25 protein-coding genes and 1 tRNA gene are annotated in these 24,646 nt (G+C 65.9%); 14 read left to right on the forward strand and 12 right to left on the reverse strand.

What is annotated here, in order from left to right; genetic code table 11:
* Nucleotides 1–61 precede the first annotated feature (61 nt).
* A complete protein-coding gene (gene mutL, locus AC1ME3_RS12680) occupies nucleotides 62–1,864 on the forward strand; it encodes a DNA mismatch repair endonuclease MutL (RefSeq protein ID WP_480953434.1) in 1,803 nt (600 codons plus the stop codon).
* 7 nt (nucleotides 1,865–1,871) lie between these two features.
* Here mutL and AC1ME3_RS12685 read toward each other — a convergent pair whose 3' ends face one another.
* The gene (locus tag AC1ME3_RS12685) at nucleotides 1,872–2,297 is read right to left on the reverse strand and encodes a DUF2442 domain-containing protein (protein WP_480953435.1); all 426 of its coding nucleotides are present in this window, start codon (nucleotides 2,295–2,297) and stop codon (nucleotides 1,872–1,874) included.
* A complete protein-coding gene (locus AC1ME3_RS12690) occupies nucleotides 2,281–2,487 on the reverse strand; it encodes a DUF4160 domain-containing protein (RefSeq protein WP_480953436.1) in 207 nt (68 codons plus the stop codon). The genes AC1ME3_RS12685 and AC1ME3_RS12690 overlap by 17 nt, the downstream gene beginning before the upstream one ends.
* Before the next feature lie 186 nt (nucleotides 2,488–2,673).
* Here AC1ME3_RS12690 and AC1ME3_RS12695 point away from each other — a divergent pair, with 186 nt between their 5' ends.
* From AC1ME3_RS12695 to AC1ME3_RS12735, 9 genes are all read left to right on the forward strand, one after another.
* Nucleotides 2,674–2,919 (forward strand): hypothetical protein, encoded by a 246-nt coding sequence (locus AC1ME3_RS12695; protein ID WP_480953437.1) that lies wholly within the window; start codon nucleotides 2,674–2,676, stop codon nucleotides 2,917–2,919.
* Nucleotides 2,920–3,073: 154 nt separating this feature from the next.
* Nucleotides 3,074–3,442: a 30S ribosomal protein S13 gene (rpsM, locus tag AC1ME3_RS12700; RefSeq protein WP_056015521.1), complete on the forward strand. Its 369-nt coding sequence runs from the start codon at nucleotides 3,074–3,076 to the stop codon at nucleotides 3,440–3,442.
* Between the two features lie 84 nt (nucleotides 3,443–3,526).
* Nucleotides 3,527–3,916 carry a 30S ribosomal protein S11 gene (gene rpsK / locus AC1ME3_RS12705; protein ID WP_031395237.1) on the forward strand — a complete coding sequence of 130 codons (390 nt, stop codon included), beginning with the start codon at nucleotides 3,527–3,529 and terminating at the stop codon, nucleotides 3,914–3,916.
* Between the two features lie 97 nt (nucleotides 3,917–4,013).
* Complete coding sequence (locus tag AC1ME3_RS12710; protein WP_031395236.1) at nucleotides 4,014–5,084, forward strand: DNA-directed RNA polymerase subunit alpha; 1,071 nt, start codon at nucleotides 4,014–4,016, stop codon at nucleotides 5,082–5,084.
* Nucleotides 5,085–5,336: 252 nt separating this feature from the next.
* Nucleotides 5,337–5,759 carry a 50S ribosomal protein L17 gene (gene rplQ, locus AC1ME3_RS12715; RefSeq protein ID WP_056047937.1) on the forward strand — a complete coding sequence of 141 codons (423 nt, stop codon included), beginning with the start codon at nucleotides 5,337–5,339 and terminating at the stop codon, nucleotides 5,757–5,759.
* 94 nt (nucleotides 5,760–5,853) lie between these two features.
* Entirely contained in the window at nucleotides 5,854–7,410 is a 1,557-nt protein-coding gene (gene guaA / locus AC1ME3_RS12720; RefSeq protein ID WP_333928274.1) for a glutamine-hydrolyzing GMP synthase, read from the forward strand.
* A gap of 82 nt (nucleotides 7,411–7,492) precedes the next feature.
* On the forward strand, nucleotides 7,493–8,404 hold the full coding sequence (gene bla / locus AC1ME3_RS12725; RefSeq protein ID WP_480953438.1) for a subclass B3 metallo-beta-lactamase: 912 nt from the start codon (nucleotides 7,493–7,495) through the stop codon (nucleotides 8,402–8,404).
* Between the two features lie 6 nt (nucleotides 8,405–8,410).
* Nucleotides 8,411–9,064 (forward strand): DUF969 domain-containing protein, encoded by a 654-nt coding sequence (locus AC1ME3_RS12730; protein WP_480953439.1) that lies wholly within the window; start codon nucleotides 8,411–8,413, stop codon nucleotides 9,062–9,064.
* The gene (locus AC1ME3_RS12735; RefSeq protein WP_480953440.1) at nucleotides 9,061–10,002 is read left to right on the forward strand and encodes a DUF979 domain-containing protein; all 942 of its coding nucleotides are present in this window, start codon (nucleotides 9,061–9,063) and stop codon (nucleotides 10,000–10,002) included. Before AC1ME3_RS12730 ends, AC1ME3_RS12735 begins: the two co-directional genes overlap by 4 nt.
* On the opposite strand, the gene AC1ME3_RS12740 is transcribed toward AC1ME3_RS12735, so the two are convergent.
* The 4 genes from AC1ME3_RS12740 to AC1ME3_RS12755 form a co-directional block, all read right to left on the reverse strand.
* Entirely contained in the window at nucleotides 9,981–10,472 is a 492-nt protein-coding gene (locus AC1ME3_RS12740; RefSeq protein ID WP_480953441.1) for a cupin domain-containing protein, read from the reverse strand. The two genes, AC1ME3_RS12735 and AC1ME3_RS12740, sit on opposite strands and share 22 nt — an antisense overlap.
* A complete protein-coding gene (locus AC1ME3_RS12745; RefSeq protein ID WP_480953442.1) occupies nucleotides 10,472–11,569 on the reverse strand; it encodes a Gfo/Idh/MocA family protein in 1,098 nt (365 codons plus the stop codon). The genes AC1ME3_RS12740 and AC1ME3_RS12745 overlap by 1 nt, the downstream gene beginning before the upstream one ends.
* The gene (locus tag AC1ME3_RS12750) at nucleotides 11,569–12,426 is read right to left on the reverse strand and encodes an alpha/beta hydrolase (RefSeq protein ID WP_480953443.1); all 858 of its coding nucleotides are present in this window, start codon (nucleotides 12,424–12,426) and stop codon (nucleotides 11,569–11,571) included. The genes AC1ME3_RS12745 and AC1ME3_RS12750 overlap by 1 nt, the downstream gene beginning before the upstream one ends.
* A gap of 97 nt (nucleotides 12,427–12,523) precedes the next feature.
* The gene (locus AC1ME3_RS12755) at nucleotides 12,524–13,120 is read right to left on the reverse strand and encodes a gluconokinase (protein ID WP_480953444.1); all 597 of its coding nucleotides are present in this window, start codon (nucleotides 13,118–13,120) and stop codon (nucleotides 12,524–12,526) included.
* A gap of 170 nt (nucleotides 13,121–13,290) precedes the next feature.
* On the opposite strand from AC1ME3_RS12755, the gene AC1ME3_RS12760 reads away from it, so the two are divergent.
* Both AC1ME3_RS12760 and AC1ME3_RS12765 read left to right on the forward strand, forming a co-directional pair.
* Nucleotides 13,291–16,326: a glycosyl hydrolase family 28-related protein gene (locus AC1ME3_RS12760; protein WP_480953445.1), complete on the forward strand. Its 3,036-nt coding sequence runs from the start codon at nucleotides 13,291–13,293 to the stop codon at nucleotides 16,324–16,326.
* A gap of 67 nt (nucleotides 16,327–16,393) precedes the next feature.
* Nucleotides 16,394–17,506 carry a lactonase family protein gene (locus AC1ME3_RS12765; protein WP_480953446.1) on the forward strand — a complete coding sequence of 371 codons (1,113 nt, stop codon included), beginning with the start codon at nucleotides 16,394–16,396 and terminating at the stop codon, nucleotides 17,504–17,506.
* A 15-nt stretch (nucleotides 17,507–17,521) separates the two neighbouring features.
* Here AC1ME3_RS12765 and AC1ME3_RS12770 read toward each other — a convergent pair whose 3' ends face one another.
* The 3 genes from AC1ME3_RS12770 to treF form a co-directional block, all read right to left on the reverse strand.
* Nucleotides 17,522–19,093, reverse strand: coding sequence for a carboxylesterase/lipase family protein (locus AC1ME3_RS12770; RefSeq protein ID WP_480953447.1), 1,572 nt, complete (start codon nucleotides 19,091–19,093; stop codon nucleotides 17,522–17,524).
* Nucleotides 19,094–19,195: 102 nt separating this feature from the next.
* Nucleotides 19,196–20,080, reverse strand: coding sequence for an exonuclease domain-containing protein (locus tag AC1ME3_RS12775; RefSeq protein ID WP_480953448.1), 885 nt, complete (start codon nucleotides 20,078–20,080; stop codon nucleotides 19,196–19,198).
* A 69-nt stretch (nucleotides 20,081–20,149) separates the two neighbouring features.
* A complete protein-coding gene (gene treF / locus AC1ME3_RS12780) occupies nucleotides 20,150–21,676 on the reverse strand; it encodes an alpha,alpha-trehalase TreF (RefSeq protein ID WP_480955826.1) in 1,527 nt (508 codons plus the stop codon).
* A 230-nt stretch (nucleotides 21,677–21,906) separates the two neighbouring features.
* Between treF and AC1ME3_RS12785 the strand changes: the two genes are divergently transcribed.
* Nucleotides 21,907–22,584, forward strand: a complete 678-nt coding sequence (locus AC1ME3_RS12785) for a UPF0149 family protein (RefSeq protein ID WP_480953449.1) — start codon at nucleotides 21,907–21,909, stop codon at nucleotides 22,582–22,584.
* Between the two features lie 61 nt (nucleotides 22,585–22,645).
* Here AC1ME3_RS12785 and AC1ME3_RS12790 read toward each other — a convergent pair.
* The 3 genes from AC1ME3_RS12790 to AC1ME3_RS12800 form a co-directional block, all read right to left on the reverse strand.
* Nucleotides 22,646–22,722 (reverse strand) — tRNA-Arg (locus tag AC1ME3_RS12790).
* A gap of 184 nt (nucleotides 22,723–22,906) precedes the next feature.
* Nucleotides 22,907–23,167 (reverse strand): SWIB/MDM2 domain-containing protein, encoded by a 261-nt coding sequence (locus AC1ME3_RS12795; RefSeq protein WP_031394799.1) that lies wholly within the window; start codon nucleotides 23,165–23,167, stop codon nucleotides 22,907–22,909.
* Nucleotides 23,168–23,214: 47 nt separating this feature from the next.
* Nucleotides 23,215–23,418 (reverse strand): hypervirulence associated TUDOR domain-containing protein, encoded by a 204-nt coding sequence (locus AC1ME3_RS12800; RefSeq protein WP_056482645.1) that lies wholly within the window; start codon nucleotides 23,416–23,418, stop codon nucleotides 23,215–23,217.
* A gap of 119 nt (nucleotides 23,419–23,537) precedes the next feature.
* On the opposite strand from AC1ME3_RS12800, the gene AC1ME3_RS12805 reads away from it, so the two are divergent.
* The gene (locus AC1ME3_RS12805) at nucleotides 23,538–24,644 is read left to right on the forward strand and encodes an S-(hydroxymethyl)glutathione dehydrogenase/class III alcohol dehydrogenase (protein ID WP_480953450.1); all 1,107 of its coding nucleotides are present in this window, start codon (nucleotides 23,538–23,540) and stop codon (nucleotides 24,642–24,644) included.
* The last annotated feature ends 2 nt before the right edge of the window (nucleotides 24,645–24,646 follow it).

Consider the following 24,646-nt stretch of genomic DNA (forward strand, 5'->3'; position numbering starts at 1 on the left):
TGCCTGTTTAAATGGCGTTTGCGGGTCGCGGGATGCCGTCGCTTGGTCTAGACGCAAACCCATGTCAATACGGCGTCTCCCCGAGCATCTGGTCAATCGCATCGCCGCCGGTGAAGTGGTGGAAAGACCCGCCAGCGCGTTGAAGGAGTTAGTCGAAAACGCCATCGACGCAGGGGCAGGACGCATCGCGATTCTCCTCGTGGAAGGCGGCACGTCGCGGATCGAAGTCGCCGACGACGGCTGCGGCATGACGCCCGCCGACATGGCCCTGGCACTCGAACGCCACGCCACCTCCAAGCTGCCCGACGAGTTCATCGAATCGGTCGTGACGCTCGGTTTTCGCGGCGAGGCGTTGCCCTCGATCGCGAGCGTCGCACGGCTGACGATCGAAAGCCGGATTCGCGGCGCCGAAGGCTGGGCGCGCACCGTCGACAATGGCAAGGTCGAGCGCGAAGGCCCCGCCGCGCTTCCGCCTGGCACGCGCGTCGTCGTCGAGGACTTGTTCGCGCGCGTCCCCGCCCGCCGCAAGTTCCTCCGCTCCCCCCGCGCCGAATACGCCGCCTGCCTTGACGTCGTTCGCCGGCTCGCGATGGCACGCCCCGACATCGGCTTCACGCTGGAACATGACGGCCGCCGCGCGCTGTCCGCGATGCAGGTCGAGGACCGGCCGGGCAGGGTGGCGACGCTCACCGATCGCGCGCTCGCCGACAATTCGGTCGCGATCGACCTCGAACGCGAAGGGCTCGTGCTCGGCGGCGTCGCCAGCCTGCCGACCTACAATCGCGGAATCGCCGACCACCAGTATCTCTTCGTCAACGGCCGACCGGTAAAGGATCGCCTGCTGATGGGCGCGATCCGCGGCGCCTATGCCGAGATGCTCCCGCGCGACCGCCATGCCGTCGTCGCGCTGTTCCTCGACATCCCCACCGACCAGGTCGACGTCAACGTCCACCCCGCCAAGACCGAAGTCCGCTTCCGCGACCCCGCAATGGTAAGAGGGCTCATAGTCTCGGGCTTGCGCCGCGCCCTCGACGCCGCCGGCCACAGAAGCCAACGCGCCAGCGACTCCGCGCTCGCCATGTGGCAACCCGAAAACTCCTCTCCCTCCCGGGGAGAGGAAGGGGCCCGTCCGCAAAGCGGATGGGAAGGTGAGGGCACACCCCAAAGGCTCCCGCTGGAAAACCGAAGCTACGGCGCGGTCAACGACTCCCGCCCAACCTTCTTCGCGTCACCCCCCCAGGCAAGAGCCGAACCCGCCTGGACGCCCCCACCCCAAACCGCCGCCTTCCCGATGGGCGTAGCAAGAGGCCAAGTTGCCAAGACCTACATAGTAGCCGAAGCCGAAGACGGCCTCGTTCTCGTCGACCAGCACGCCGCCCACGAACGCCTTGTCCTCGAACGCATGCGCGCCGCCCTGATCGGCGGCACCATCGCAAGCCAGGCCCTCCTGATCCCAGAAGTCGTCGAACTCGACGAATCCGCCTGCGACCGCCTCGAATCCCGCGCCGAAGAACTCTCCGAATTCGGCCTAGACCTCGAACGATTCGGCCCCCACGCGATGCTGGTCCGCGCCACCCCCGCGCTCCTCGGCCAAAGCGACCCCAAAGGCCTCGTTACCGACCTGGCCGACGAACTCGCCGCCTTCGACGAAGCTCTCTCTCTAAAGGAGCGCCTGGACGCGGTCGCCGGCACGATGGCCTGCCACGGCTCCGTCCGCGCCGGCCGCATATTGTCGGTGACCGAAATGAACGCGCTGCTCCGCGAAATGGAAGTCACGCCGCACTCAGGCCAATGCAACCACGGCCGCCCCACCTGGGTAAAGCTCGCGCACGGCGATATTGAGAAGCTGTTCGGGCGGAAGTAACCGGGCTCTATGCGGTCTTGCGGGGGCGTCCGCCCTTCGCGCCATTCGCCCGCGCCGCCGCTGCCTTGGCCGGCGACGTTGCCTGACCCGCATGACGCGCCAATTCGCGCGTCATCCATTCCCGCGTACCGAACAGGCCCGACACCAGCGCCGGGACATAAAGGTCGGCATCAAGCGCGGCCCAATGGAGATTGAACCCGAGGCCATCGACTTCGACGTGGGCAAGCTGATCGTCGGTCGCACCGCTCAGATCCTGGACGAGCCGAGCCGGAAAGGCATAGGCGCAACCATTGATCAGATCGATCGTCACACGTCCGGTCGTCCGATCATAACGGGCTTCTGCCGCACGCACCGCGGTTGTCATCAAGTCCTGCCCGCGCGCTTCTGCCGCATCGAATTGGGCTTCGAGCTCGGGATCAGTCTTTTGAGCCATGTATCTTCTCCCATTCCGCGAGAAAGTGCGCTTGATGCTCTGTCGCCATCAGGCGTCGGATGTCGGCGCGCTGGATGCCGATGCTATGGATCATCTCCGGCCTGCCATCCGCGCGGAGCAGATTGATCTTCGCCTGCCCTGCGCCGGTGATGTGAACATGCGCGGGTTCGTGATCCAGGGTGTAGATCACGAACCGAAAGCCAAGGGCACGGTGAACTACAACCATCACTTCAAATAACCCATCTGATGGGTTTGCACAATGGGGCGGCGGCTAGAGGTGCTCGGGCAGTCGTACGTAGAGAGTGTGTGTGAGCAGTCGCTATAAGGTCAGGCGTAGCGTTGGCATTATCGCGCCATTCCGGGCACAACGTCGCAAATGGACGCACTCTCCCTATTCGGCCTAGCCGCGGTCTCCTTCACCCTGCTATGCTACGCCAAGGAAGCCGGCTCGCACTGGTGGACGCTCGGTTTCGCATTCGGCTGCGTGCTCGGTTCGATCTACGGCTTCCTTCAGGGCGCGTGGCCGTTCGGGGTGGTCGAGCTCATCTGGACGGTCGTCTCGTTCCGTCGCTGGCTCAAGCTGCGCCAACCCGTACCGCCCGCCGCGGAACCGCTCGCTTGACACTGCGTTAGCGCGCGCCTATTCGAACTCTCCCCGACACGACGGTTCCGGCGGCGCTTGTTTGCGTTCGTCGCTATCGTGCGTTTCGGTTCATCGCTAAGAGATGGGGTCTGTGCAGCCATGCCGGACCTCGTGGAGCAGGAGAACCAAGTTCATGGCACGTATCGCGGGTGTTAATATCCCGACCAACAAGCGCGTGGTGATCGCGCTGACCTATATTCACGGCATCGGTTCGACCAAGGCCAAGGAAATCGTCGCGAAGCTCGGCATCGCCGACACCGCCCGCGTCCAGGACCTGACCGACCAGGAAGTCCTGCACATCCGCGAGACGATCGACGCCGATCACACCGTCGAGGGCGATCTGCGCCGCCAGACCTCGATGAACATCAAGCGCCTGATGGATCTCGCCTGCTATCGCGGCCTGCGTCATCGCAAGGGCCTGCCAGTCCGCGGCCAGCGTACGCATACCAATGCGCGCACCCGCAAGGGCAAGGCCAAGCCGATCGCCGGCAAGAAGAAGTAATCCACTTTTTCAATGGATTACTCCGCCGGCGCTGGTCCCAACGGGCCGCCCGGCGTCACGCAGATACAGGTCAGGAAATACACCATGGCACGCGAACCTCAGCGCATTAAGCGGCGCGAGCGCAAGAACATCACCTCTGGCGTCGCTCACGTGAATGCCAGCTTCAACAACACCATGATCACGATCACCGATGCCCAGGGCAACGCGATCTCGTGGTCGTCGGCCGGCGCAATGGGCTTCAAGGGCTCGCGTAAGTCGACTCCGTACGCGGCCCAGGTCGCAGCGGAAGACGCCGGCAAGAAGGCCGCCGAGCACGGCGTCCGCACGATCGAAGTCGAGGTCAAGGGCCCCGGCTCGGGTCGCGAATCGGCACTGCGCGCGCTTCAGGCAGTCGGTTTCCAGATCACGTCGATCCGCGACGTGACCTCGATCCCGCACAACGGCGTGCGCCCTTCGAAGCGTCGTCGCGTCTGATTCTCCGCCTCCCGTGCGCGGTTGATCGCGCCGCACGGGTGTACTTTATTGGTCGGCGGACACACCCGTTCGCCGGCCCCCAAATTAGGGGAAGCATGTGTCTGTCAACGCAAAGAACTGGCAGGAACTCAAGAAGCCCAGCGGCCTGGAGAAAAAGGCCGGTGGCGACACCAAGCGCAAGGCGACCTTCATCGCCGAGCCGCTCGAGCGTGGCTTCGGCCTGACGCTCGGCAACGCGCTGCGTCGCGTGTTGCTCTCGTCGCTGCAGGGCGCGGCCGTCACCTCGATCAAGATCGAGAACGTGCTGCATGAGTTCTCGTCTCTGGCCGGCGTCCGCGAGGACGTGACCGACATCGTCCTCAACGTGAAGCAGATCGCGATCCGCATGCAGGGCGAGGGGCCCAAGCGCCTCCAGCTTTCGGCAACGGGTCCGGGTGAAGTCAAGGCCGGCGACATCGCCGTCTCGGGCGACATCGAGATCATGAACAAGGATCTCGTGATCTGCCACCTCGATGAGGGTGCGACGCTCAACATGGAGCTGACCGCCGACATCGGTAAGGGTTACGTGCCCGCGACCGCAAACCGCCCGGCTGATGCGCCGATCGGTCTGATCCCGGTCGATGCGCTGTATTCGCCGGTACGTCAGGTTTCGTACAAGGTCGACCCGACTCGCGTCGGTCAGGACCTGGATTACGACAAGCTGACGCTGACGATCGAAACCGACGGCACGATCACCCCGGAAGACGCAGTCGGCTATGCCGGTCGCATCCTCCAGGACCAGCTCGCGCTGTTCGTCCACTTCGACGATTCGTCGGTGACCCGTTCGTCGGCCCCGATCGGCCAGGCAGCCCCCGCTGCCGGTGGTGCGGAGCCGGCTGGCGACACCCAGCAGATCAACCGTTACCTTCTCAAGAAGGTCGACGAGCTGGAACTGTCGGTGCGCTCGGCGAACTGTCTCAAGAACGACAACATCATCTACATCGGCGATCTGGTCGGCAAGACCGAAGCCGAGATGCTGCGTACGCCTAACTTCGGCCGTAAGTCCTTGAACGAGATCAAGGAAGTGCTGTCGTCGATGGGTCTTCGCCTGGGCATGGAAATCCCCGGCTGGCCACCTGAGAACATCGAAGAGATGGCCAAGAAGCTCGAGCAGGAGATTATGGGCTGATTTCGCACCGAGGCAAGCAAGCTTGCCTCGGAGACGAAACAGCCCGGCCGGCGGGTCGGTTTCAACCGACCCGTTCGACGACACGGCTTTGCCGAGTCGCCACCCGGCTGGAGACGAGGGGAAGGGCAAAGGAAGCGTCCCAGGCGTAACCTTATCCTAACCTTTGAACGAAAGGCGATCGGTCGCGGCCTCAACGGCGACCAGCTCCCGGGTACCTCATACGGCCCCTGAACGAACGAAAAGGTATTAAACATGCGCCATCGCGTAGGCGGCCGTAAGCTTCAGCGGACCTCGGCCCACCGTCTTGCTCTCTTCCGCAACATGAGCGCCGCGCTCATCAAGCACGAGCAGATCACCACCACCGTCGCCAAGGCGAAGGAACTGCGTCCTTACGTCGAGAAGCTGATCACGCTCGCGAAGAAGGGTGGCCTGTCCAACCGTCGTCTCGCGCACGGCAAGCTGCTCGACGATGCGCAGCTGATCAAGCTGTTCGACACGCTCGCGACCCGTTATGCGGATCGCAACGGCGGCTACACCCGCGTCATCAAGGCCGGTATCCGTATGTCAGACGCCTCGCCGATGGCCGTCATCGAGTTCGTCGACCGCGACGTCTCGGCAAAGGGCCAGGATTCGGGTCCGGTTATGTCCGACGAGGATTACAACGAAGCGGCATAATCCCCGCCTCGTACTAGTCGAATTGCAGGCCGCGTTTCCTATACGGGAGGCGCGGCCTCTTTCGTTACGGGTCCCATCCGGCTATGCGCCCGACATGGAGCACCCAGACAGCATTCTCATCGTCGATTTCGGCAGCCAGGTAACCCAGCTGATCGCCCGCCGCGTGCGCGAGGCCGGCGTCTACAGCGAGATCGCCCCCTTCCAGTCCGCCGAGGCCGCGTTCGACCGGATGCAGCCCAAGGGCATCATCCTCTCCGGCGGCCCTGCCTCGGTCACCGCCGAGAACTCTCCGCGCGTGCCGCAGCGCTTCTTCGAGGCGGGCATCCCGATCCTCGGCATCTGCTACGGCCAGCAGGTCATGTCCGCACAGCTCGGCGGAAACGTGATCGTCTCGGGCGATGGCGGCGAGTTCGGCAGTGCCTTCATCGAGGTCAAGTCCAACTGCGCGCTGTTCGACGGCCTCTGGGCGGAGGGCGAACGCCATCAGGTCTGGATGAGCCACGGCGACAAGGTCGACGCGATCCCGCCCGGCTTCACCCCCGTCGCCACCTCGACCGGCGCGCCCTATGCGATCGTCGCCGACGAGGCGCGGCGCTTCTACGGCGTGCAGTTCCACCCCGAGGTCGTCCACACCCCCGATGGCGGCAAGCTGATCGCCAACTTCGCCCGCCATGTCTGCGGCCTGAGCGGCGACTGGACGATGGCCGAGTTCCGCGAAACCAAGATCGCCGAGATCCGCGCGCAGGTCGGCAAGGGCCGCGTCATCTGCGGCCTGTCCGGCGGCGTCGACTCGGCGGTGGCCGCGGTGTTGATCCACGAGGCGATCGGCGAGCAGCTCACCTGCGTATACGTCGATCACGGCCTGATGCGCGCGGGCGAGAGCGAGCAGGTCGTCAGCCTGTTCCGCGGCGCGTACAACATCCCGCTGATCCACGTGAACGTCGAGGAGCTGTTCCTCAGCGGTCTCGCCGGGATCACCGACCCAGAGCTGAAGCGCAAGTTCATCGGCAAGACCTTCATCGACGTGTTCGACACCGAGGCGAAGAAGCTCGGCGGCGCGGAGTTCCTCGCGCAGGGTACGCTGTACCCGGACGTGATCGAGAGCGTCAGCTTCACCGGCGGTCCGTCGGTGACGATCAAGAGCCACCACAATGTCGGCGGTCTCCCCGAGCGCATGAACATGAAGCTCGTCGAGCCGTTGCGCGAGCTGTTCAAGGACGAGGTCCGCGTGCTCGGGCGCGAACTCGGGCTCCCCGAGATCTTCGTCGGCCGCCACCCGTTCCCCGGACCGGGCCTCGCGATCCGCATCCCCGGCGAAGTCACCAAGGAACGCTGCGACATCCTGCGCAAGGCTGACGCGATCTATCTCGAGGAGATCCGCGCGGCGGGGCTTTACGACACGATCTGGCAGGCGTTCGCGGTACTGCTCCCGGTCCGCAGCGTCGGCGTGATGGGCGACGGTCGCACCTACGACAACGTGCTGGCGTTGCGTGCGGTCACCTCGACCGACGGCATGACGGCGCAGGCGTTCCAGTTCCCCGGTGACTTCCTCCCGCGCGTCGCGACCCGTATCATCAACGAGGTCAAGGGTATCAACCGGGTGACCTACGACTACACCTCGAAGCCCCCCGGCACGATCGAGTGGGAATAAACTAGACACGCACCACGCGATCCTCCCCCGCAAGGGGGAGGTGGCTGGCTCTTGCCAGACGGAGGGGGAGGACACGAAACAGATGGCATCGCATTCCGCCCCCTCCGTCAGGCTACGCCCGCCACCTCCCCCTGGCGGGGGAGGATCGCTCGGCTTTCGTACCGGTGTGCTGGCGATCGCCGCTACTGCACCCCTCTTGCTCGGCGCGGCCGACCCGCCCGCGTGGACGCGCGCCCAAGCCCCGTTCCCGATCGCCGGCCCGATCACCTATGTCGGCAGCGAAGGCATCGCCGCCTACCTTATCAAGACCCGCGCAGGCGCGATCCTGATCGACGGCACGCTCGCCGAAAATGCCGGCATGATCGAAAGCAACATCGCCAACGCCGGAGTCCGCGCGCGCGACGTAAAGCTGATCCTCGTCACGCACGCCCACTTCGATCACGCCGCGGGTGTAGCCGTGCTCAAGCGCGCGACCGGCGCTCGCGTGGTAGCTGGTGCCCGCGACGTCCCCGCGCTCGAAACCGGCACGCCACCCGGCGAGACGAGCTACGGCGTCATCCGATTCCCACCCGTCCATGTCGATCGCGGCGTCCGCGACGGCGACAAGGTTACGCTCGGCACCACCACGCTCACCGCACGCGCCACGCCGGGACACACGCCCGGTTGCACGACTTGGACGATGCAAATCCCTGCCAAGCCGCGCCCGCTCGACGTCGTCTTCCCGTGCAGCGTCAGCGTCGCCGGCAACCGCCTGATCGGCAACCGCGCCTATCCCGGCATTGTCGCCGATTATCGCCGCAGTATCGCGATGCTCGGGACGTTGCACGCCGACATCGTCCTCCCGTCGCACCCCGAACTCGCCGACGTGATCGCCCGTGGCAAGCGTCGCCAAGCCGGGGACACGACCGCATTCGTCGACCCGACGTTGCTCCCGAAGATCGTCGCGAAGGCCAAGGTCGCGCTCGCCGCCGACCTCGCCAAGCAGGCGCGCTGACCGACGATGCTGGTGCTTTGCGGAATCGCGGTGATCGTCGCGGGCTTCCTGCTCCGGTTCAACCCGCTGCTCGTCGTCGCCGTCTCCGCGCTCGTCACCGGCCTCGCCGCCGGGATAGCACCCCTCGCGATCCTCGCCGCGTTCGGGAAGGCGTTCAATGAGAACCGTTACGTCACGGTGATCTATCTCGTCCTCCCGGTGATCGGGATGCTCGAACGCCACGGTCTCCAGGAACGCGCCCGGCTCGCGATCGGCAAGCTCAAGGGCGCGACCGTGGGGCGTTTGCTCACCGGCTACCTGTTGTTTCGCCAGCTCACCGCAGCGCTCGGCCTGACATCGATCGCCGGCCCGGCACAAAGCGTCCGACCGCTGGTTGCACCGATGGCCGAAGCCGCCGCCGAGGCGCAAGGCTTGCCATCCGGTGGCGACCGCATCCCCGCGATGGCCGCCGCAACCGACAATATAGGGCTCTTCTTCGGCGAGGACATCTTCATCGCGATCGGTTCGATCCTGCTGATGAAGGGTGTGCTCGAAGGCTACGGCATTGTCATCCAGCCGCTCCCCCTCTCGATGTGGGCGATCCCGACCGCGATCGCCGCGTTCCTGATCCACGGTTTCCGCCTCTGGCTGCTCGACCGCCGATTGGCACGCGTGCGATGATCGGCACCGGCTTCATCTACGGCATAGCCGGCCTGATGTTCGCGGTGTTCGCAGTTCTGAGCGCCACCGACCGCACCAACCCGAAGCGCTTCGGCAACGCTGCGTTCTACGCGGTGCTGGCGATCAGCTTCCTGCTCGGTGGAAAGCTCGGCGACGTCGGCAACGGCGTTCTCGTCCTGGCGCTCGTCGCAATCGCCGGATCTGGCGCGATGGGCCGCGGCGGGCGTGCCACTACCACGCTCGACGAGCGTCGCACCGAAGCCACCCGGCTCGGCAACCGGATATTCCTCCCCGCCCTGATCATTCCGGCCGCAGCACTCGGCGGCACGGTCCTGTTCCGCACAGTCCCGAGCCTCGTCGACCCCAAGCAAGCAACGCTCGTCGCGCTAACCTGCGGCGTCCTGATCGCGCTGGTCGCGATGCAACTCTGGTTCCGCCCCCGCATCGCCACGCCGCTAGCGGAAGGCGTCAGGCTGATGGACGCGATCGGCTGGGCCGCCGTCCTACCGCAGATGCTGGCAAGCCTGGGCGCAGTGTTCGCGCTCGCCGGCGTCGGCGACGTCGTCGGCGGTCTGGCCGGTCACGCGATCCCGGAAGGCAGCCTGATCGGTGCAGTGCTCGCCTACACGCTCGGCATGGCGCTGTTCACGATGATCATCGGCAACGCGTTCGCGGCGTTCCCGGTCATGGCCGCAGCGATCGGCATCCCGCTGCTCGTGCGCCATTACGGCGGCGATCCCGCGGTGGTCGCGGCGATCGGCATGCTCAGCGGGTTCTGCGGCACGCTGATGACGCCGATGGCGGCGAACTTCAATCTCGTCCCCGCTGCGTTGCTCGACCTCAAGGACAAGAACGCGGTCATCCGCGCGCAGATACCGACCGCGCTACCGTTGCTCGCGGTCAATATCGGCTTGCTCTACTGGCTGGGTTTCCGCTGACCTGACGTCCGGATCTTCGTCCCGAGCATGACCAGCTTGCCATCGATGCCGAACCAATGCGGCGTGCCTGCCGGGATCAGGAAAACGTCGCCGACCGCAAGCTTCCGCGTCGTGCCACCTTCGATCCGATCGCCTTCGACCAGTCCCGGAAAGCGCAGCTTCGGCGCGACCAGCGTCCCACCCGAGACGAGCGTTCCCGAACCCGCCATCACGGTCGCATATTCAGCCTCGTCCGGGTGCACAGCAGGCTTGCCCGGCGCCTTCCAATATTCGAGCGAGGCGCTCGTCCCGTCCGCCTGCACGAGCGGCGCCATGGCGAACCCCTGGCCCGGCTTCATCGTCTTCTCGAGCGCAACGATCCGCGCGCGCACATCGGCCGATCCGGCAAAGCTCGTCGGATCGCTCGCAGTCTGCGCGGGCAACGCAGAGGTTGCGGCGAGCGCCACCGCAGCGGCAAGCAACGGTCGCATCACAGCTTCACCGTCCGGCCTTCGCGCACGGACCGGTAGATCGCCTCGACGATCCGCATGTCGCGCAGGCCCTCTTCGCCCGAGACGATAGGCTCGCGCCCGTCGAGGATGCATTCCGCCAGATGATCGAGCTGCCCCGCGAATTGCGTCTTGCCGGGGCCGGGCGGGGGGCTGGTGATCGCGGTCTCGCGACCATCACGGCCAGTCCACATCTTATTACCGTCATAGCGCGTCGCCGGCTCCAGCTCGATGCGGCCCTTGTCGCCCATCAACAGGATATGGTTCTGGTTGGCGCTGTACATCGACTGGCACCCGGCGATCGCGCCCGACGGGAATTCGAGCGTCCATTCGATCATGTCCTCGACCTCGCGAAACCGCGGATCGCGACGGTCGGTGGACTCACGCGCGGTGACAGCGATCGGCTCCTCGCCGGTCATGTAGCGCGCGGCCTGCAGGCTGTAGATGCCCATGTCCATCAGCGACCCGCCACCGGACAATGCGCGCTTGAGGCGCCACTTGCTCGGGTCGCCCTGGACGAAACCATGCTCCGAACGGACGTAGCGGATCTTGCCCGCCGCACCGGACTTGGCCAGCCGCATCGCCTCCAGGTTGAACGGCTCGAAATGACAGCGATAGCCAATCATCAGCTTCTTGCCCGCGGTCTTGCACGCCCGGATCATCGCTTCGCATTCGGCGACCGAGATCGCCATCGGCTTCTCGCACATTACGTGCTTGCCCGCCTTCGCCGCGCGAATGGTGTATTCGGCATGCATCGAATTGGGCAGGCAGACATAGACGATGTCGACGTCCGGATTGTCGCGGATGCGGTCGAAATCGGCGTAGGTATAGATCGACCGCTCGGGCACGCCGTACTTCGTCGCGGTCGCGAGCGCCTTGGTCCGGTCGCCGCTGACCAGCGCCGTCACGCGCGAATGCTCGCAATTGACGAACTGCGGCAGGATCGTCTGCAAGCCGTAATAGCCGAGCCCGACGATCGCATAGCCGAGCTTCCGATCGGGCGCCGCACGCGCCACGCCGCTCGATGTGGCGGCCAGCGTTGCCGCGGCGACCAGGAGATCACGCCTGCCGAAATCCATCAGGGTTCCTTTCGAGAAACTGGAAGCATCTTTGCCGATCCGCGCGGAATGAGCCAGCCGCCATCGGCAAGCCAGTCTGCGAGCCGATCGGGCCAGTGCTGGATCGAGATGCGCTCCGAACGCGTGCCGAGATTGAACGCATGATCGGTGTCCGCGTAAAGGTGCAACTCCGCCGAAACGCCCGCCGCGCGGAGCTGCGAATACAGCGTCATCGCCGATGTCGCGCAGCACTGGTCGAGCGAGCCTGCAACGAGAAACGCGGGCGGTGCGCCGATGGTCGCTTTGGCCGGGGTGCCGAATGGCCCCGGATAGACGAGGATCTGGAAATCAGGGCGGGCGCTCTCACGGTCGATCGCGTCCGTCGGCGTCTGTGCGGGCGCGGGGTTGTCGGCGACGAGCGACACGAGTTCGCCGCCCGCGGAAAAGCCCATCACGCCGATCCGGGCAGGATCGATCGCGTAGTCGCTCGCATGCGCGCGGACCCACCGGACCGCGCGCCGCAGATCGGCTGCCGCGTCGCGCTCGATATCGTACGATGAGCCGACATCACGCGCGAGACGGTATTTCAGGACGAACGTCGTGACGCCGTAGCGGTTGAGCGCCTTCGCGGGCACTTCGCCCTCATTGATCCACACCAGCATGCGGTGACCGCCACCGGGCGCGATGATTACCGCGGCACCGTTGGCATGGCTCGGGGCGGGGCGGTGGATCGTCAGTGTCGGGTTGTGGACGTTGCTGACATAGCTGTCCTTCACCGTCTCGGCTTCGGTCCGGCGCGCTTCCGATCCGGGCGCGCCGTTCGGCCAGAGCGCCACGACGGGCGCCTGTTGCGCGGCGGCGGGCGCTGCAACCAGCATCAGGGCGAAAGCAACGCGTAGCGACATCAACGACCCTCGACCGCACTCCTGCGCGAGTACTGCCGCCGAGTGTCGGCCTTGTCGGTCGGCTTGGCTATTACGACCTTCGTCGTGCGTCTTCGGCGGTTTCGGCCGTGCCGGACGTCTCGCGTCCGATCCACGCGAGCGCTTCGGCGCAAAGCCGATCGGGCGCATCCTCCGCATCGAGCGTGACGGCGCGCTCGTCGGGACCGAGTGCTTCCAACGTATCGAGCTGACTCGCGAGCAGGCTGGCCGGCATGTAATGGTCCGCACGGTGGACCAGCCGCCGGGCGAGCTCGCCGCTGTCCTTCGTATCGAGGAACACGAACAGCAACGGCATGGCGACGGCGTCCGCCAGTCGATCGCGATAGGCCCGTTTCAGCGCCGAACACGCTGCAACCGCAGTACCATCCGTCCGGGCCGCATCGTGCAATCCGGCTGCAATCCTATCGAGCCAGGGCCAGCGATCCTGGTCGTCGAGCGGCTGCCCCGACCGCATCTTCGCGACGCTGTCGGCACTGTGGAAGGCATCCCCTTCGAGGAATTCACAGCGCAGACGTCGCGCGAGTTCGGCACCCAGTGTCGACTTGCCGCTGCCGCTGACGCCCATCACGATGATGGCATAGGGTAGCGCGTCGGCCGGATTAGGGATCGTTTCAGAGGAAGGAGGCACTGGCTCTCCATAAGCTGCGCGCGGTCGGTTCGTCACCGTCTATCGTTCGTGCGCGCGGGATCGGCTACTACGACCTTGGTCGTGATCGCCTATGGTCGCAGGCGTCTCTACCTGCGGAGCAGACTGGCGGACATCGTCCGGCGCGTCCCACAACAATCTCGGGTGAGCCTGTGAAACTGACACTAGCGATCGCGCTTCTGGGGACGACCGTTCCAGCGTTTGCGGCACCCCGTTCGGCCTCTCCCTCTCGATCGGTATTTCTCACCGCACCGTCAGATCCACGCGCGGTGACGGTTCGCGGCCGCGGTGACGGCCGAACCGACGATACCGCCGCGATCCAGGCCGCGATCGACAGCGCGGCAAGCGCGAAAGGCGGCGAGGGCATCGTCTTCCTGCCCGCCGGCCGCTATCGTATCTCGCGAACGATCTTCGTTTGGCCCGGCGTGCGCGTGTTCGGCACGGGCAAGACGCGCCCCGTCATCACGCTCAGCGCGGCGACCCCCGGATTCCAGACCGGCGTGGCGAACATGCTGTTCTTCACCGGTTCGCGTGCCGACAGCCGCGCCGCACCGCCAAAGGTACCGGTGCCACCGCCGACCAGCGTACCGTTCGACGCCACCATCGCCGACGCCAATTCGGGGACGTTCTATTCCGCGCTCAGCAACGTCGATTTCGAGATCGGCGACGGCAATCCCGCGGCGACTGCGGTGCGGTTCCACTTGGCGCAGCATGCCTATCTGAGCCATGTCGACTTCCACATCGGCTCCGGGCTCGCCGGTATCTACCAGGTCGGCAATGTCGGGCAGGACCTGCGCTTCTTCGGCGGGCGCTACGGCATCCTCAGCGAGAAGACCTCTCCCGCATGGCAGTACACGCTGCTGGATTCGTCGTTCGAGGGCCAGCGCGAGGCCGCGATCCGCGAGCATGAGGCGGGGCTGACACTCGTCAACACCAGCATCCGCAACGTCCCCGTCGGGATCGAGATCGACCGCGGCTATGGCGACTGGCTATGGGGCCGCGACGTGCGGTTCGAGAACGTCTCGGACGCGGCCGTCGTCATCTGCAACGAGGACAATGTCTACACGCAGATCGGCTTCCAGGACGCCACTGCCAGCGCCGTGCCGATCTTCGCGCGGTTCCGTGACAGCGGGAAGACCGTGGCCGGGCAGGGCGCAAAATACCGGGTCAAGGCGTTCACCTACGGCCTGACGCTGCCGGGGCTCGGCGCGACCGGCAAGTACGAGACGCGGGTCGACGCCGCGACGATCCCGGCAATGCCCAAGCGGATACCGCCCGCGATCCGCGCGCTGCCGCCCGTCGCGCAGTGGTTCGACGTGGCGAGCGCGGGCGCAAAGGGCGACGACGCGATCGACGATACCGCCGCGATCCAGCGCGCGATCGACACGCACCGCGTGGTCTATTTCCCGACCGGCTTCTACCGCGTCTCCGATACCCTGAAGCTGCGGCCCGACACGGTGCTGATCGGCCTGCATCCCGACATGACGCAGATCGTCCTGGCGGACGACACGCTGGCGTTCCGCGGCATCGGTGCCGCCAAAGGGCTGATCGAAAGCGCCAAGGGTGGCGCCGCGATCGTCTCCGGCATCGGCCTGACCACCGGCGGCATCAACCCGCGCGCGACCGCGTTGCTGTGGAGGGCGGGCCCGGACTCGCTGGTCGACGACGTCCGCTTCCACGGCGGTCATGGCACCAGCCGCGCCGACGGCAGCCGGATCGATCCGTATAATGCCGACCACACCGGCGACGCCGATCCGCGCAAGCGCTGGGACGGGCAATATGCGAGCCTGTCGGTCACTGATGGCGGCGGCGGCACGTTCAACAATTTGTGGACCCCCAACACCTTTGCCGCCGCCGGCCTCCACGTCTCGAACACGAGCACGCCGGGCCATGTGTACGAGATGTCCGCCGAGCATCACGCGCGCGCCGAGATCGTTCTGGACGGCGTCAAGAACTGGGAGTTCCTCGCCCCGCAAACCGAGGAAGAGGCGGGCGAGAGCCGCAACGCGCTGTCGCTCGAGGTTCGCAATTCGAGCAACATCCTGTTCGCCAACTATCACGCCTACCGCGTGACGCGGTCGCTCCAGCCGGCGCCATCGGCGGTGCGGATCTACAACTCCGACGATATCCGCTTCCGCAACCTGCATGTGAACGGCGAGAGCGGGCTGGCGTTCTGCGATGCGGAGGGCTGCGGCACCGACCTGCGCGCGAGCAAGTTCCCGTATGAGAACGCGATCCAGGACATGACTTCCGGGGCCGAGGTGCGCGAACGCGAGTTCGCGGTGCTGGACGTGAAGCGCGGCGCCACGCCGGTCGCGACGACCACTGGCCCGGCCGTTCGCAAGCTGGAAGACGGGTTCTACTCGATCGCGGGCGCGGCGGTGGATACGAAGGGCAAGCTCTACTTCGTCGAGCATAATACACACCGCATCTATGGCTGGACGGCGAGTGAGGGGCTGTCGGTCGCTGCCGACGCACCCGTCGATCCGGTCAATCTCGCTGTCGATCGTTCGGGTAACCTCATGGTGCTGTCGTCCGATGGCGCGGCGGGGACGGTCTACAGCATCAAACCCGGTGATCCTGACAGCATCGCGGTGATCCCGCCGACGCCGGTCGCTCCGCACCGCGATGCGCGCGTCGCGCTACCCGGTAATTTCTGGGTCAATGGCGAGTTCAAGGATCAGATCGATCCGACGACCTACCAGTTCACGACGCTCGGCAAGATGTTCGCGCGCGACATGGCCGTGCCCAAGCCCCGCGAATATGTCTCACTGGACGGCTCGCTGGTCCTGCCCGCGTATCGCACCGTCCAGCAGGGGCCAGCCAACCACCTCGGCTGGCGCTTCTCGGACGCACTCGACACCTACGGCTTCGTGAAGGCCAAGCTCGGCGAACGCGTGTTCGTCAGCAACGGATCCGAAGCCAGGACCTATAGCGGGCTGGTCGGCGCCGGCGGCAGTGTCACCGATCTGAAGCCGTTCGCCAATCGCGGCGGTGAGAGCGTCGCGGCTGGACCGGACGGCCGAGTCTATCTCGCCAACGGCCAGGTGTTCGTCCACGACGCGGATGGACGCGAGTCCGGACGGATCGACGTGCCCGAGCGGCCTCTGCAACTGATCTTCGGCGGCGCGAACGGGCGGACGCTGTTCATCCTGACGCACCACGCGCTCTACGCGGTCGAAACCTGAGCGGCGTTCGTTGCCTCGGTGGCACCGCTGACGCATGACACCCGCCGATAGCTGCAAAGGAACGGGCATGACCGACTGGACCACGACACGACGGTCGGCCCTGACCGCGATGGCGGCCACGCTCGCCTTCCCTGCGGTTGCGGCCGGCGGCGGCAAGCGGCGGGTACGGTTGATCGCCGGCACCTACGCGCGCGAAGGCGGCAAGGGCGTGTATCCGATCTCGTTCGACCCGGATCGCGACACATGGCAGGTCGGCACCCCGGTATCGGGGATCGACGACGCGTCGTTCGGCGTCGGCGGCGGCCCGGGCGACGCGTATTACTTCGTCCGCGAGAAGGCCGCGGGCGAGATCGCTGCCTACGCGCCGGACTGGTCGCACCGCGGCACGGCCACCACGGCAGGCGCCGACCCGTGTTACGTCGCGATCGACCGTGCCAGTGCCTGCCTCGCGGTCGCCAATTATTCGAGCGGCAGCGTCGCGTTCCACCGCCTCGACGCGCGCACCGGCGTGCCAGGCGAACCGGTCGTGTTCCGCCACACGGGGCATGGCCCGAACAAGGCCCGGCAGGAGGCGCCGCATGCGCATTGGGTCGGCTTCAGCCCGGATCGCCGCTGGCTGCATTCGGTCGACCTGGGGACGGACACGATCTTCGCCTATCGCTTCGACCCGCATGCGCGCTCACTGGCCGAGTCGGTCGCGGCATGGCGTGCGCCGGCGGGCGCCGGGCCGCGCCATCTCGTCCACCATCCCCGCCGCCCGCTCGCCTACGTCGTGTGCGAACTGTCCAACACGGTCATCATGCTCGCCGCCCGCGCAGACGGCAGTTTCGCGACCCGGCATACGGTCTCGACGCTGCCAAGCGGGTATGAGGGCGCCTCGCAGGCCGCGCATATTTCGATCGACCAGGCCGGGCGGCGGCTCTACGTCTCGAACCGCGGCCATGACAGCGTCGCCGTCTTCGCGCTCGACGCGTCAGGCGTGCCGAGCCTGCTCCAGCATATCCCCAGCGGCGGCAAGTGGCCGCGCTTCCTGCTGGTTATCGAAGCGCAGCGCCGTGTCCTCGTCGGCAACGAGCGATCAGGCACGCTGGCGATCTTCAGGATCGAACCCGATGGCCGACTGACCGCAACCGGACAAACGCTGCCTGTGCCCGGCGTGGTCTTTGTCGACCAGATCTAGCACGCGTCCGCTAGTTCAGGGCACCCGCCGTTCGAGCAACGGTGTCGCCGCGACATAGCGTGCCTGCTCGACGAACGGTTCCGAACGCGTCTGTACGTCGACGATCTGGCGCGGAATGACGCCCCCCGCGGGCGGTGCAGGGGACCAGTTCGGCAACCCCGCAGCATTCGGGTTACCGGTCTTGATGAACGCGGCGAAATACCCCTGGAACACCGGCGAAATCCGGCGATCGTCCGCCGTCCACGCATAAGCCGGGTTCGTGTCGAGGTTGCCCAGCGCGTATTCGATCTCCGCGCTGTGCACCGCTCCGATCGGCGGCACGTCGGGGTTGGTCAGCGGCGGCAGCGCAGCCGGGCGGGGATGCGCGAAATGATAATAATAGGTTGGCTGGCGCGCACGGCGGTGCAGGTCGAACCACTGCCACGTCGACGCGCCGAGAAACGCATCGCTTGCCAGCGCGGTCGCCGCAACTGGCACGTCGGCATCCGACTTCGCCGGGTACAAGGCGAGCAGCGCATCCGGATCGGTAAAGAGCTTCGCGACGCCCGCGCGATAATTCGCCACCGTCGGCGGTTGCCCGGCAAGAATGCTCGTCCAGCTTCCCTCCTGCGAGTTCGCACCGACCAGCAACGGCACGCGCGCCGCGCGCCCCGCCGTAAAGGTGTCGATCGGCGGCTCGGTCAGAAACTGCCCGTCGACGATGAAGTCCGCGCGGAACCGCTGCGTCCCCTGTGCAGCAAGCAAAGCCTCGGCCGGCATCGCCCGAAGTGCGTCGAGCGACGGTGCCCCCGCCGCCACCGCGAACGCGTCGCCATCCTTCGTCGCCACCGCGAGAGGCTTGGGGCGGAAGGTCGGCGGCAGCACGCCGCCGCTCTCGCCGATTGCTCCTGCGAACTGCGTGCGAGTGAGTGGCGAGGTCATCAGCACGCTGACCGACATCGATCCCGCGCTCTCCCCGCCGATCGTGATCCGCGCGGGATCGCCCCCGAACGCGGCGGCGTTGCGACGGACCCACGCCAGCGCCGCGGCTTGATCCAGCAAACCGTAATTACCCGCGGAATGCGCCGGGGATTCCGCTGCCAGCGCGCTGGTCGCGAGGAACCCGAACGCGCCCAGCCGATAGTTGATCGTGACGACGACGATGCCCTTCTGCGCCATCGACGCCCCGTCATAGCGCAGTTCCGACCCGTCACCCGCGATCGCGCCGCCACCGTGGATGTAGAACAGCACGGGCAGCCGCGCGCCCGGTTTCGTGCCCGCCGGCGTCCAGACGTTGAGCATCAGGCAATCCTCGCTGATACCCGGCGAGCGGAACTTCATGTCGGCGAACAGCGGTTGCTGCATGCAGCGCGAACCGAACCGGTCTGCCTTGCGCACTCCGGTCCATTGCGCAGCCGGTCGCGGCGGCTGCCAACGCAACGGGCCGATCGGTGCCGCCGCATAGGGGATGCCGAGATACGCATCGACCGGCGTCGCGGCGGTCGAAACGTGTGTGCCTTCGAGCGGGCCACTGGCGACCTGCACGCGTTGCGCCGTCGCCGGTGCGGCCAGCAAGCCGACCGCCATTCCCCAAGTCGCCAACCGCATATCGCCCTCCGCTATCGCTTTGGGACAATGGTTGCACCCCACCTGGCGTTTGCCAAGGCGGCCGGTCGCTATTCCTTCACATTGCCGGCAGCACGCGCCTGCTCAGGCTGCCATAAAGCTGGCCGCGATAGCCGGCAGATCGAGCTCGACTTCGGAGACCACACGGATCGTTCCGCCGAGCCGCCGATACTGCTCCGCACGACGATATGCGCCGCTGTTGCGCACCGAATAGCTGAACGGCGCGCGCGCGGTGACGACCAGCATCGTCGTCGTGTTGCCGACCGCGGACACGATCCGTCCGCCAAGCGCGGCAATCGCGCACGCAAGCCTCCCATCGCGAGGCTCACCAAGGATCGCGATACGTTCGCCGCTCAGTGGGCCGGCGGGCGCAGGGCGCGGGGCGGGCCCCGGCTTGCGCGGCGGTTTCAGCCATTCATCGAGCGCGATACCGGTATGGTCTATCGCCTTGACGATCACCCAGCCGGCGGCCCGCGCGTCGCTCAGCGCGTCGTGATGCTTGTGCGCGATCCCGAGATACTGCGCGAGGCCACCCAGCCGGTGGCTCGCCAGATCGGGCCAGGCCCGCTGCGCTACGCGGACGCTGTCGAGCCAGACCGTCTCGATCGAGGGACGGTCATGGATGCGGCACGCCGCGGCGAGCGCGCCCTTGTCGAAATAGGAATGCGCCACCGTCGTCCGGCCCGACAAATGACCGTCGACGATGCCGTGGATGTCCCCGAAGCACGGCTTGCCCGTGACGTGATCCTCGGTGATCCCGTGGATCCGGGTATTGAACACGTTGAACTCGTCGAGCGGATCGACCAGCGTCTCGTATTCGAAAATCTCGCGGCCGTCGCGAAACCCGACGATACCGACCTGGCAGATGCTGCTGACGCGCGAGCATGCCGTCTCGACGTCGATGACGACGAAATCCGGTGTGAGCATATCGGCGACGTCGGTCTGGCTGGCGGGCGCTGGGTCGAGCATTGCACGTCCATATGTGGCGCCGGGTGCCGTAAGCAACCATTGCCGCCGGAACGTTCGCTTGCGCCTGCCTTACTTCGCCTTCTGCGCCAAGTCGGGATAGCGATCCAGGATCGCGCTGGTCACGCCGTTGGTCCAGCCGAAGCCGTCCTGCACCGGATATTCGCCGCCACCACCCGGCGTACGCTGCTCGATATTGTATTTCTCGAGCATCTTGCCCGTTTCGGCATAGGCCGCGCCGACCGTCCCGAGCCAACGCTTGGCGATGTCCTTCGCAAGCGTCGGTTCACCGTTCCGCGCGAGCCCGGCGATCGCCACCCATTGCAGCGGCGCCCAGCCATTGGGTTCGTCCCATTGCTGCCCCGTGTTCAGCGTCGTCGTCCGCAATCCGCCCTCCGCCACCAGCGATTTGCGTACCGTCGCCGCGACCGCTTTCGCTTGCGCTGGCGAGGCGAGACCGACGAACAGTGGGTGCAGCATCGCCGCGTTGATGCTCGCGGTGGGCTTGCGCGTCGACAGGTCCCAGTCGGCATAGCGCGCGGTCGTCGCCTGCCAGAGATAGCGGTCTATCGCGGCCTTACGCTTCGCCGCGAGCGTCGTGAACGCAGTCGCGCACGGCGCGTCGCTCACAGTTTGGCAGCGCTCGGCGATGCGGCGTTCCAGCACCCACAAAAGACTGTTGAGATCGACCGGCACGATGTCGGTGGTGTGGACCGTCGCGAGCGACTTCGGATCACGCAGCCAGCGTGAACTGAAATCCCACCCGCTTTCCGCACCCGCCCGCAGGTTGCGCTGCGTGTCGGCAACGGGTCGAGGCGCCGCCTTCGCCGCGGTCGCGACGTCCTCAGCATAGGATTCGTCACGCGGCGTATCGCGGTCGTCGTAATAGCGGTTAAGCACGCTGCCATCGGGCATCCGCACCACGCGCAGGCACGCGGGCTTGCCGTCGACGCAGCCTGTGCCCTTCATCCAGAACGCGTGCTCGGCCCGCAGGGCAGCCAGCCGCCGCTTGCCCACCGCGGGGTCGGTGTTGGTCGAGAGATCGAGCATCAGCGCATAATAAGGCGGCTGCGACCGGCTGAGATAATAGGTCCGCGTCCCGTTCGGGATATGCCCATACCGCTCGATCAGGCTGGTGAAATCCTCGAGCATCGATTCGACCAGCGGCTGCTGGCCGTCGACCTTCAGTCCGAGCATCGTGAAATAGCTGTCCCAGTAATAGATCTCGCGGAAGCGCCCGCCGGGTACGACATAAGGGGCAGGGAGCGGCAGCGCGGAACTGCCCGCGACCGGCGCGACCGGCTGGCGCACGAGTTGCGGCCATAGCGTCCGGACATGCGTCCTGAGATCGCCCGAACCCCGATCATTCTCGCCAGGCACCACGAAATTGGCGAGCACGAATGCTTTCAGCGCGGGCCCGGCGGGTTTGGCCCGCACATAGTCGGCCATGATCGCCTCCGCCGACCGCTTCGGCACCGCGTCGACGAACGTCTTTCCATCCGCGAAAACATGGCCCTGCTGCACGGCCTCGAACAACGCGCCATAGAGGTCGGCGGGCGATCGAACCGACGAAAGCGAGATTTGCTGCGCCGGAGCCATCGTCGCGATCGAGGCCAGAACGGCAAAACGGCAAAGGGTTCTAATCACGTACGAATTTCCCCGGTCCGGTGGGCGACCTGAATGCAATGGAAGGATCGCCCGCACGAGGCAAGTGTCACGCGCTCAGTCAATTCCGGTTGGCGCAGGGCTTTGCACCACTCGTCGCTGGCAGCGCCCATCATCGGCAGGCTATGACGCGCTGCATTCTTCAAGGCAGCCGACCCGAACCCATGAAAAATCTCCCCTCCCGTTTCCGTCGCCTCGACGGCGCGCTCGCCGACCTTCCACTCGAGGAGCCGATGCTGCTCACCGAACTCGACGGTTTTCTGACAGGCTTGGTGGTAGGCCCCGACACGATCCCGCAGGGCGAGTGGCTCCAGAGCATCTGGGGCTCGGACGATAGCGTCGATCCGCCATTCGACGACCCCGCCGACGTTCAGTGGTTCGTCGATGCGGTGATGGCACGCTACGCCGAGATCGTTCGCGACCTGACCCGCGGCAAGCCCCAGCCGATCTTCGACACCGACGACCGCAATGGCGATGTCCTCTGGGAATCCTGGATCGACGGTTTCGCCGAAGCCGTGGCGCTCAGGCCGGAAAGCTGGACGGCGTTGGGTGACGGCAACGGCACCGATACCGATACCGATACCGCCGAAGCCGTGGCGCAGATCATGGCGCTTATCGCGATCGTCACCAACGAGACCACGCTCGACAGCGTCGAGGTCAACGCTCTCGACGCGCATGCTCCGGCGCAGATCGTCGCCGCCGTCTTGAAACTCCACGCAGCGCATTCCCAGAGCGCGGGTGCATCATCAGGCACACCGCTGGTCGCCACGCCGACGAAGATCGGCCGAAACGATCCATGCTCATGCGGTTCGGGAAAGAAATCCAAACGCTGCTGCGGATAAAAATGCCGTTGGTGAGGCGCTTAGAAGCCACCAAAGCGGCAGCGGCCTACTGCGGAAAAGCTGGTGCCCCCGGCGAGATTTGAACACGCGGCCTACGGTTTAGGAAACCGTCGCTCTATCCGGCTGAGCTACGGGGGCATCGGCTGGCGCATTACGCCGGTCGGGTGGGACGATCAAGCTCTGGGCTAGCGTCCGGTCGTGCGCGGTAACGTTCGAGCCACGACGATAATCTCGATATTACGAACCCTAGGCGGGGTTCGATCAAGGGGCGACGGGTATCGCTTACGATGCCCCGTCGCCGCTTGCCGTGCAGTGCGGGCGGTTAGGCCTTGACGTGCTGCGAGATGTACTTGTTCATCTCGAACATCGTGCACTTGTCACGCCCGAAGACCTTCTTCAGCTTCTCGTCAGCCAGAATCTCGCGCTTGTTCTCGGGGTTCTGCAGGTTGTGGGCCTTGATGTAGACCCACACCTTGCTGATCACTTCGCTGCGCGGCAGCTTGTCGTTACCGACGATCTCGCCGAGCTCGGGAGAGGGCTGGACGGGGGCGTGGATGCCGCCGGTCTTGGGAGCTGTAGCCATAAGCATTCCTTCCTGTTGCGCGCGTGCGTTAGGCACTGCGCGCGTGGTCACGCCTTGGTGAGCGCGTCCGCCTTGTGCGCTGCCTTGCCGCCCTTGTCACTCCTTACGATGAACTGCGGCTCCTCCTTGGAGGCCTTGACGGTGTGGCCCTTGATCTTGGTATCGGTGGTCTGCTTCTTTTCGACCGTGCCGTGCGCCTCGCCGCCATGCGATTTCCAAGTGACCTCGTCGCCCTTCTTCGGATCCTTCATCGCGCCATCTCCTTGATTTGAAAGGATCAAGCGCGGGAACGCGGCATTAGTTGCATTGCCTGCGGGTTGCGAAGCCGGGGCTCGGGGGGCATCAGGGCGGCAATCAAGGAGACCGACCGATGAAGACCCGCGCCGCCGTAGCCTTCGAGGCAAAAAAACCGCTCGAGATCGTCGAACTCGACCTCGAAGGGCCGAAATTCGGCGAAGTCCTCGTCGAAATCATGGCGACGGGCATCTGCCATACCGACGCGTACACGCTAGACGGACTTGATTCGGAAGGGTTGTTTCCGAGCGTGCTGGGCCATGAGGGCGCCGGTATCGTCCGGGAGATTGGCGCGGGCGTGACCAGCGTCGCGGTCGGCGATCACGTCATCCCGCTCTACACCCCCGAGTGTCGCCAGTGTAAGTCGTGCCTCAGCCAGAAGACCAATTTGTGCACCGCGATCCGCGCGACGCAGGGCAAGGGGCTGATGCCCGACGGGACGACGCGGTTCAGCTACAAGGGCCAGCCGATCTTCCACTACATGGGCTGCTCGACCTTCTCGAATTTTACGGTGCTGCCGGAGATCGCGGTCGCGAAGATCCGCGAGGACGCGCCGTTCGATACCTCGTGTTACGTCGGCTGCGGCGTGACGACGGGGGTCGGCGCGGTGGTGCACACGGCGAAGGTCCAGCCGGGTGACACGGTCGTCGTGTTCGGGCTCGGCGGGATCGGGCTGAACGTGATCCAGGGCGCGCGGCTTGCCGGTGCAGGGATGATCGTCGGCGTCGACATCAACCCCGACCGCGAGGAATGGGGGCGGCGCTTCGGCATGACGCACTTCGCCAACCCCAAAAATGTGGGCGACATCGTCCAGCACATCGTCGCGCTGACCGACGGCGGCGCGGACTATACGTTCGACGCGACCGGCAACACGACCGTGATGCGGCAGGCGCTGGAGGCGTGCCATCGCGGCTGGGGAACCTCGATCGTGATCGGCGTGGCCGAGGCCGGCAAGGAAATCTCGACGCGGCCGTTCCAGCTCGTCACCGGGCGCAACTGGCGCGGCACCGCGTTCGGCGGGGCGCGGGGGCGGACCGATACGCCGAAGATCGTCGACTGGTACATGAACGGGATGATCGAGATCGACCCGATGATCACGCACCGCCTGACGCTCGACGAGATCAACAAGGGCTTCGACCTGATGCACGCCGGCGAGAGCATCCGCTCCGTCGTGATCTACTGAGA

The organism is Sphingomonas sp. BL2, assembly GCF_056680015.1.

What these genes read in the sequence shown, in the direction of transcription:
- AC1ME3_RS12795 (WP_031394799.1), bottom strand. Translation starts at nt 23,167, where the DNA reads ATGGCTACAGCTCCCAAGACCGGCGGCATCCACGCCCCCGTCCAGCCC.
- bla (WP_480953438.1), top strand. Translation starts at nt 7,493, where the DNA reads ATGGCATCGCATTCCGCCCCCTCCGTCAGGCTACGCCCGCCACCTCCC.
- AC1ME3_RS12740 (WP_480953441.1), bottom strand. Translation starts at nt 10,472, where the DNA reads ATGCGACCGTTGCTTGCCGCTGCGGTGGCGCTCGCCGCAACCTCTGCG.
- AC1ME3_RS12695 (WP_480953437.1), top strand. Translation starts at nt 2,674, where the DNA reads ATGGACGCACTCTCCCTATTCGGCCTAGCCGCGGTCTCCTTCACCCTG.
- mutL (WP_480953434.1), top strand. Translation starts at nt 62, where the DNA reads ATGTCAATACGGCGTCTCCCCGAGCATCTGGTCAATCGCATCGCCGCC.
- AC1ME3_RS12745 (WP_480953442.1), bottom strand. Translation starts at nt 11,569, where the DNA reads ATGGATTTCGGCAGGCGTGATCTCCTGGTCGCCGCGGCAACGCTGGCC.
- AC1ME3_RS12750 (WP_480953443.1), bottom strand. Translation starts at nt 12,426, where the DNA reads ATGCTGGTTGCAGCGCCCGCCGCCGCGCAACAGGCGCCCGTCGTGGCG.
- AC1ME3_RS12805 (WP_480953450.1), top strand. Translation starts at nt 23,538, where the DNA reads ATGAAGACCCGCGCCGCCGTAGCCTTCGAGGCAAAAAAACCGCTCGAG.
- AC1ME3_RS12775 (WP_480953448.1), bottom strand. Translation starts at nt 20,080, where the DNA reads ATGCTCGACCCAGCGCCCGCCAGCCAGACCGACGTCGCCGATATGCTC.
- rplQ (WP_056047937.1), top strand. Translation starts at nt 5,337, where the DNA reads ATGCGCCATCGCGTAGGCGGCCGTAAGCTTCAGCGGACCTCGGCCCAC.
- treF (WP_480955826.1), bottom strand. Translation starts at nt 21,676, where the DNA reads ATGGCTCCGGCGCAGCAAATCTCGCTTTCGTCGGTTCGATCGCCCGCC.
- AC1ME3_RS12770 (WP_480953447.1), bottom strand. Translation starts at nt 19,093, where the DNA reads ATGCGGTTGGCGACTTGGGGAATGGCGGTCGGCTTGCTGGCCGCACCG.
- AC1ME3_RS12685 (WP_480953435.1), bottom strand. Translation starts at nt 2,297, where the DNA reads ATGGCTCAAAAGACTGATCCCGAGCTCGAAGCCCAATTCGATGCGGCA.
- rpsK (WP_031395237.1), top strand. Translation starts at nt 3,527, where the DNA reads ATGGCACGCGAACCTCAGCGCATTAAGCGGCGCGAGCGCAAGAACATC.
- guaA (WP_333928274.1), top strand. Translation starts at nt 5,854, where the DNA reads ATGGAGCACCCAGACAGCATTCTCATCGTCGATTTCGGCAGCCAGGTA.
- AC1ME3_RS12735 (WP_480953440.1), top strand. Translation starts at nt 9,061, where the DNA reads ATGATCGGCACCGGCTTCATCTACGGCATAGCCGGCCTGATGTTCGCG.
- AC1ME3_RS12765 (WP_480953446.1), top strand. Translation starts at nt 16,394, where the DNA reads ATGACCGACTGGACCACGACACGACGGTCGGCCCTGACCGCGATGGCG.
- AC1ME3_RS12785 (WP_480953449.1), top strand. Translation starts at nt 21,907, where the DNA reads ATGAAAAATCTCCCCTCCCGTTTCCGTCGCCTCGACGGCGCGCTCGCC.
- rpsM (WP_056015521.1), top strand. Translation starts at nt 3,074, where the DNA reads ATGGCACGTATCGCGGGTGTTAATATCCCGACCAACAAGCGCGTGGTG.
- AC1ME3_RS12730 (WP_480953439.1), top strand. Translation starts at nt 8,411, where the DNA reads ATGCTGGTGCTTTGCGGAATCGCGGTGATCGTCGCGGGCTTCCTGCTC.
- AC1ME3_RS12800 (WP_056482645.1), bottom strand. Translation starts at nt 23,418, where the DNA reads ATGAAGGATCCGAAGAAGGGCGACGAGGTCACTTGGAAATCGCATGGC.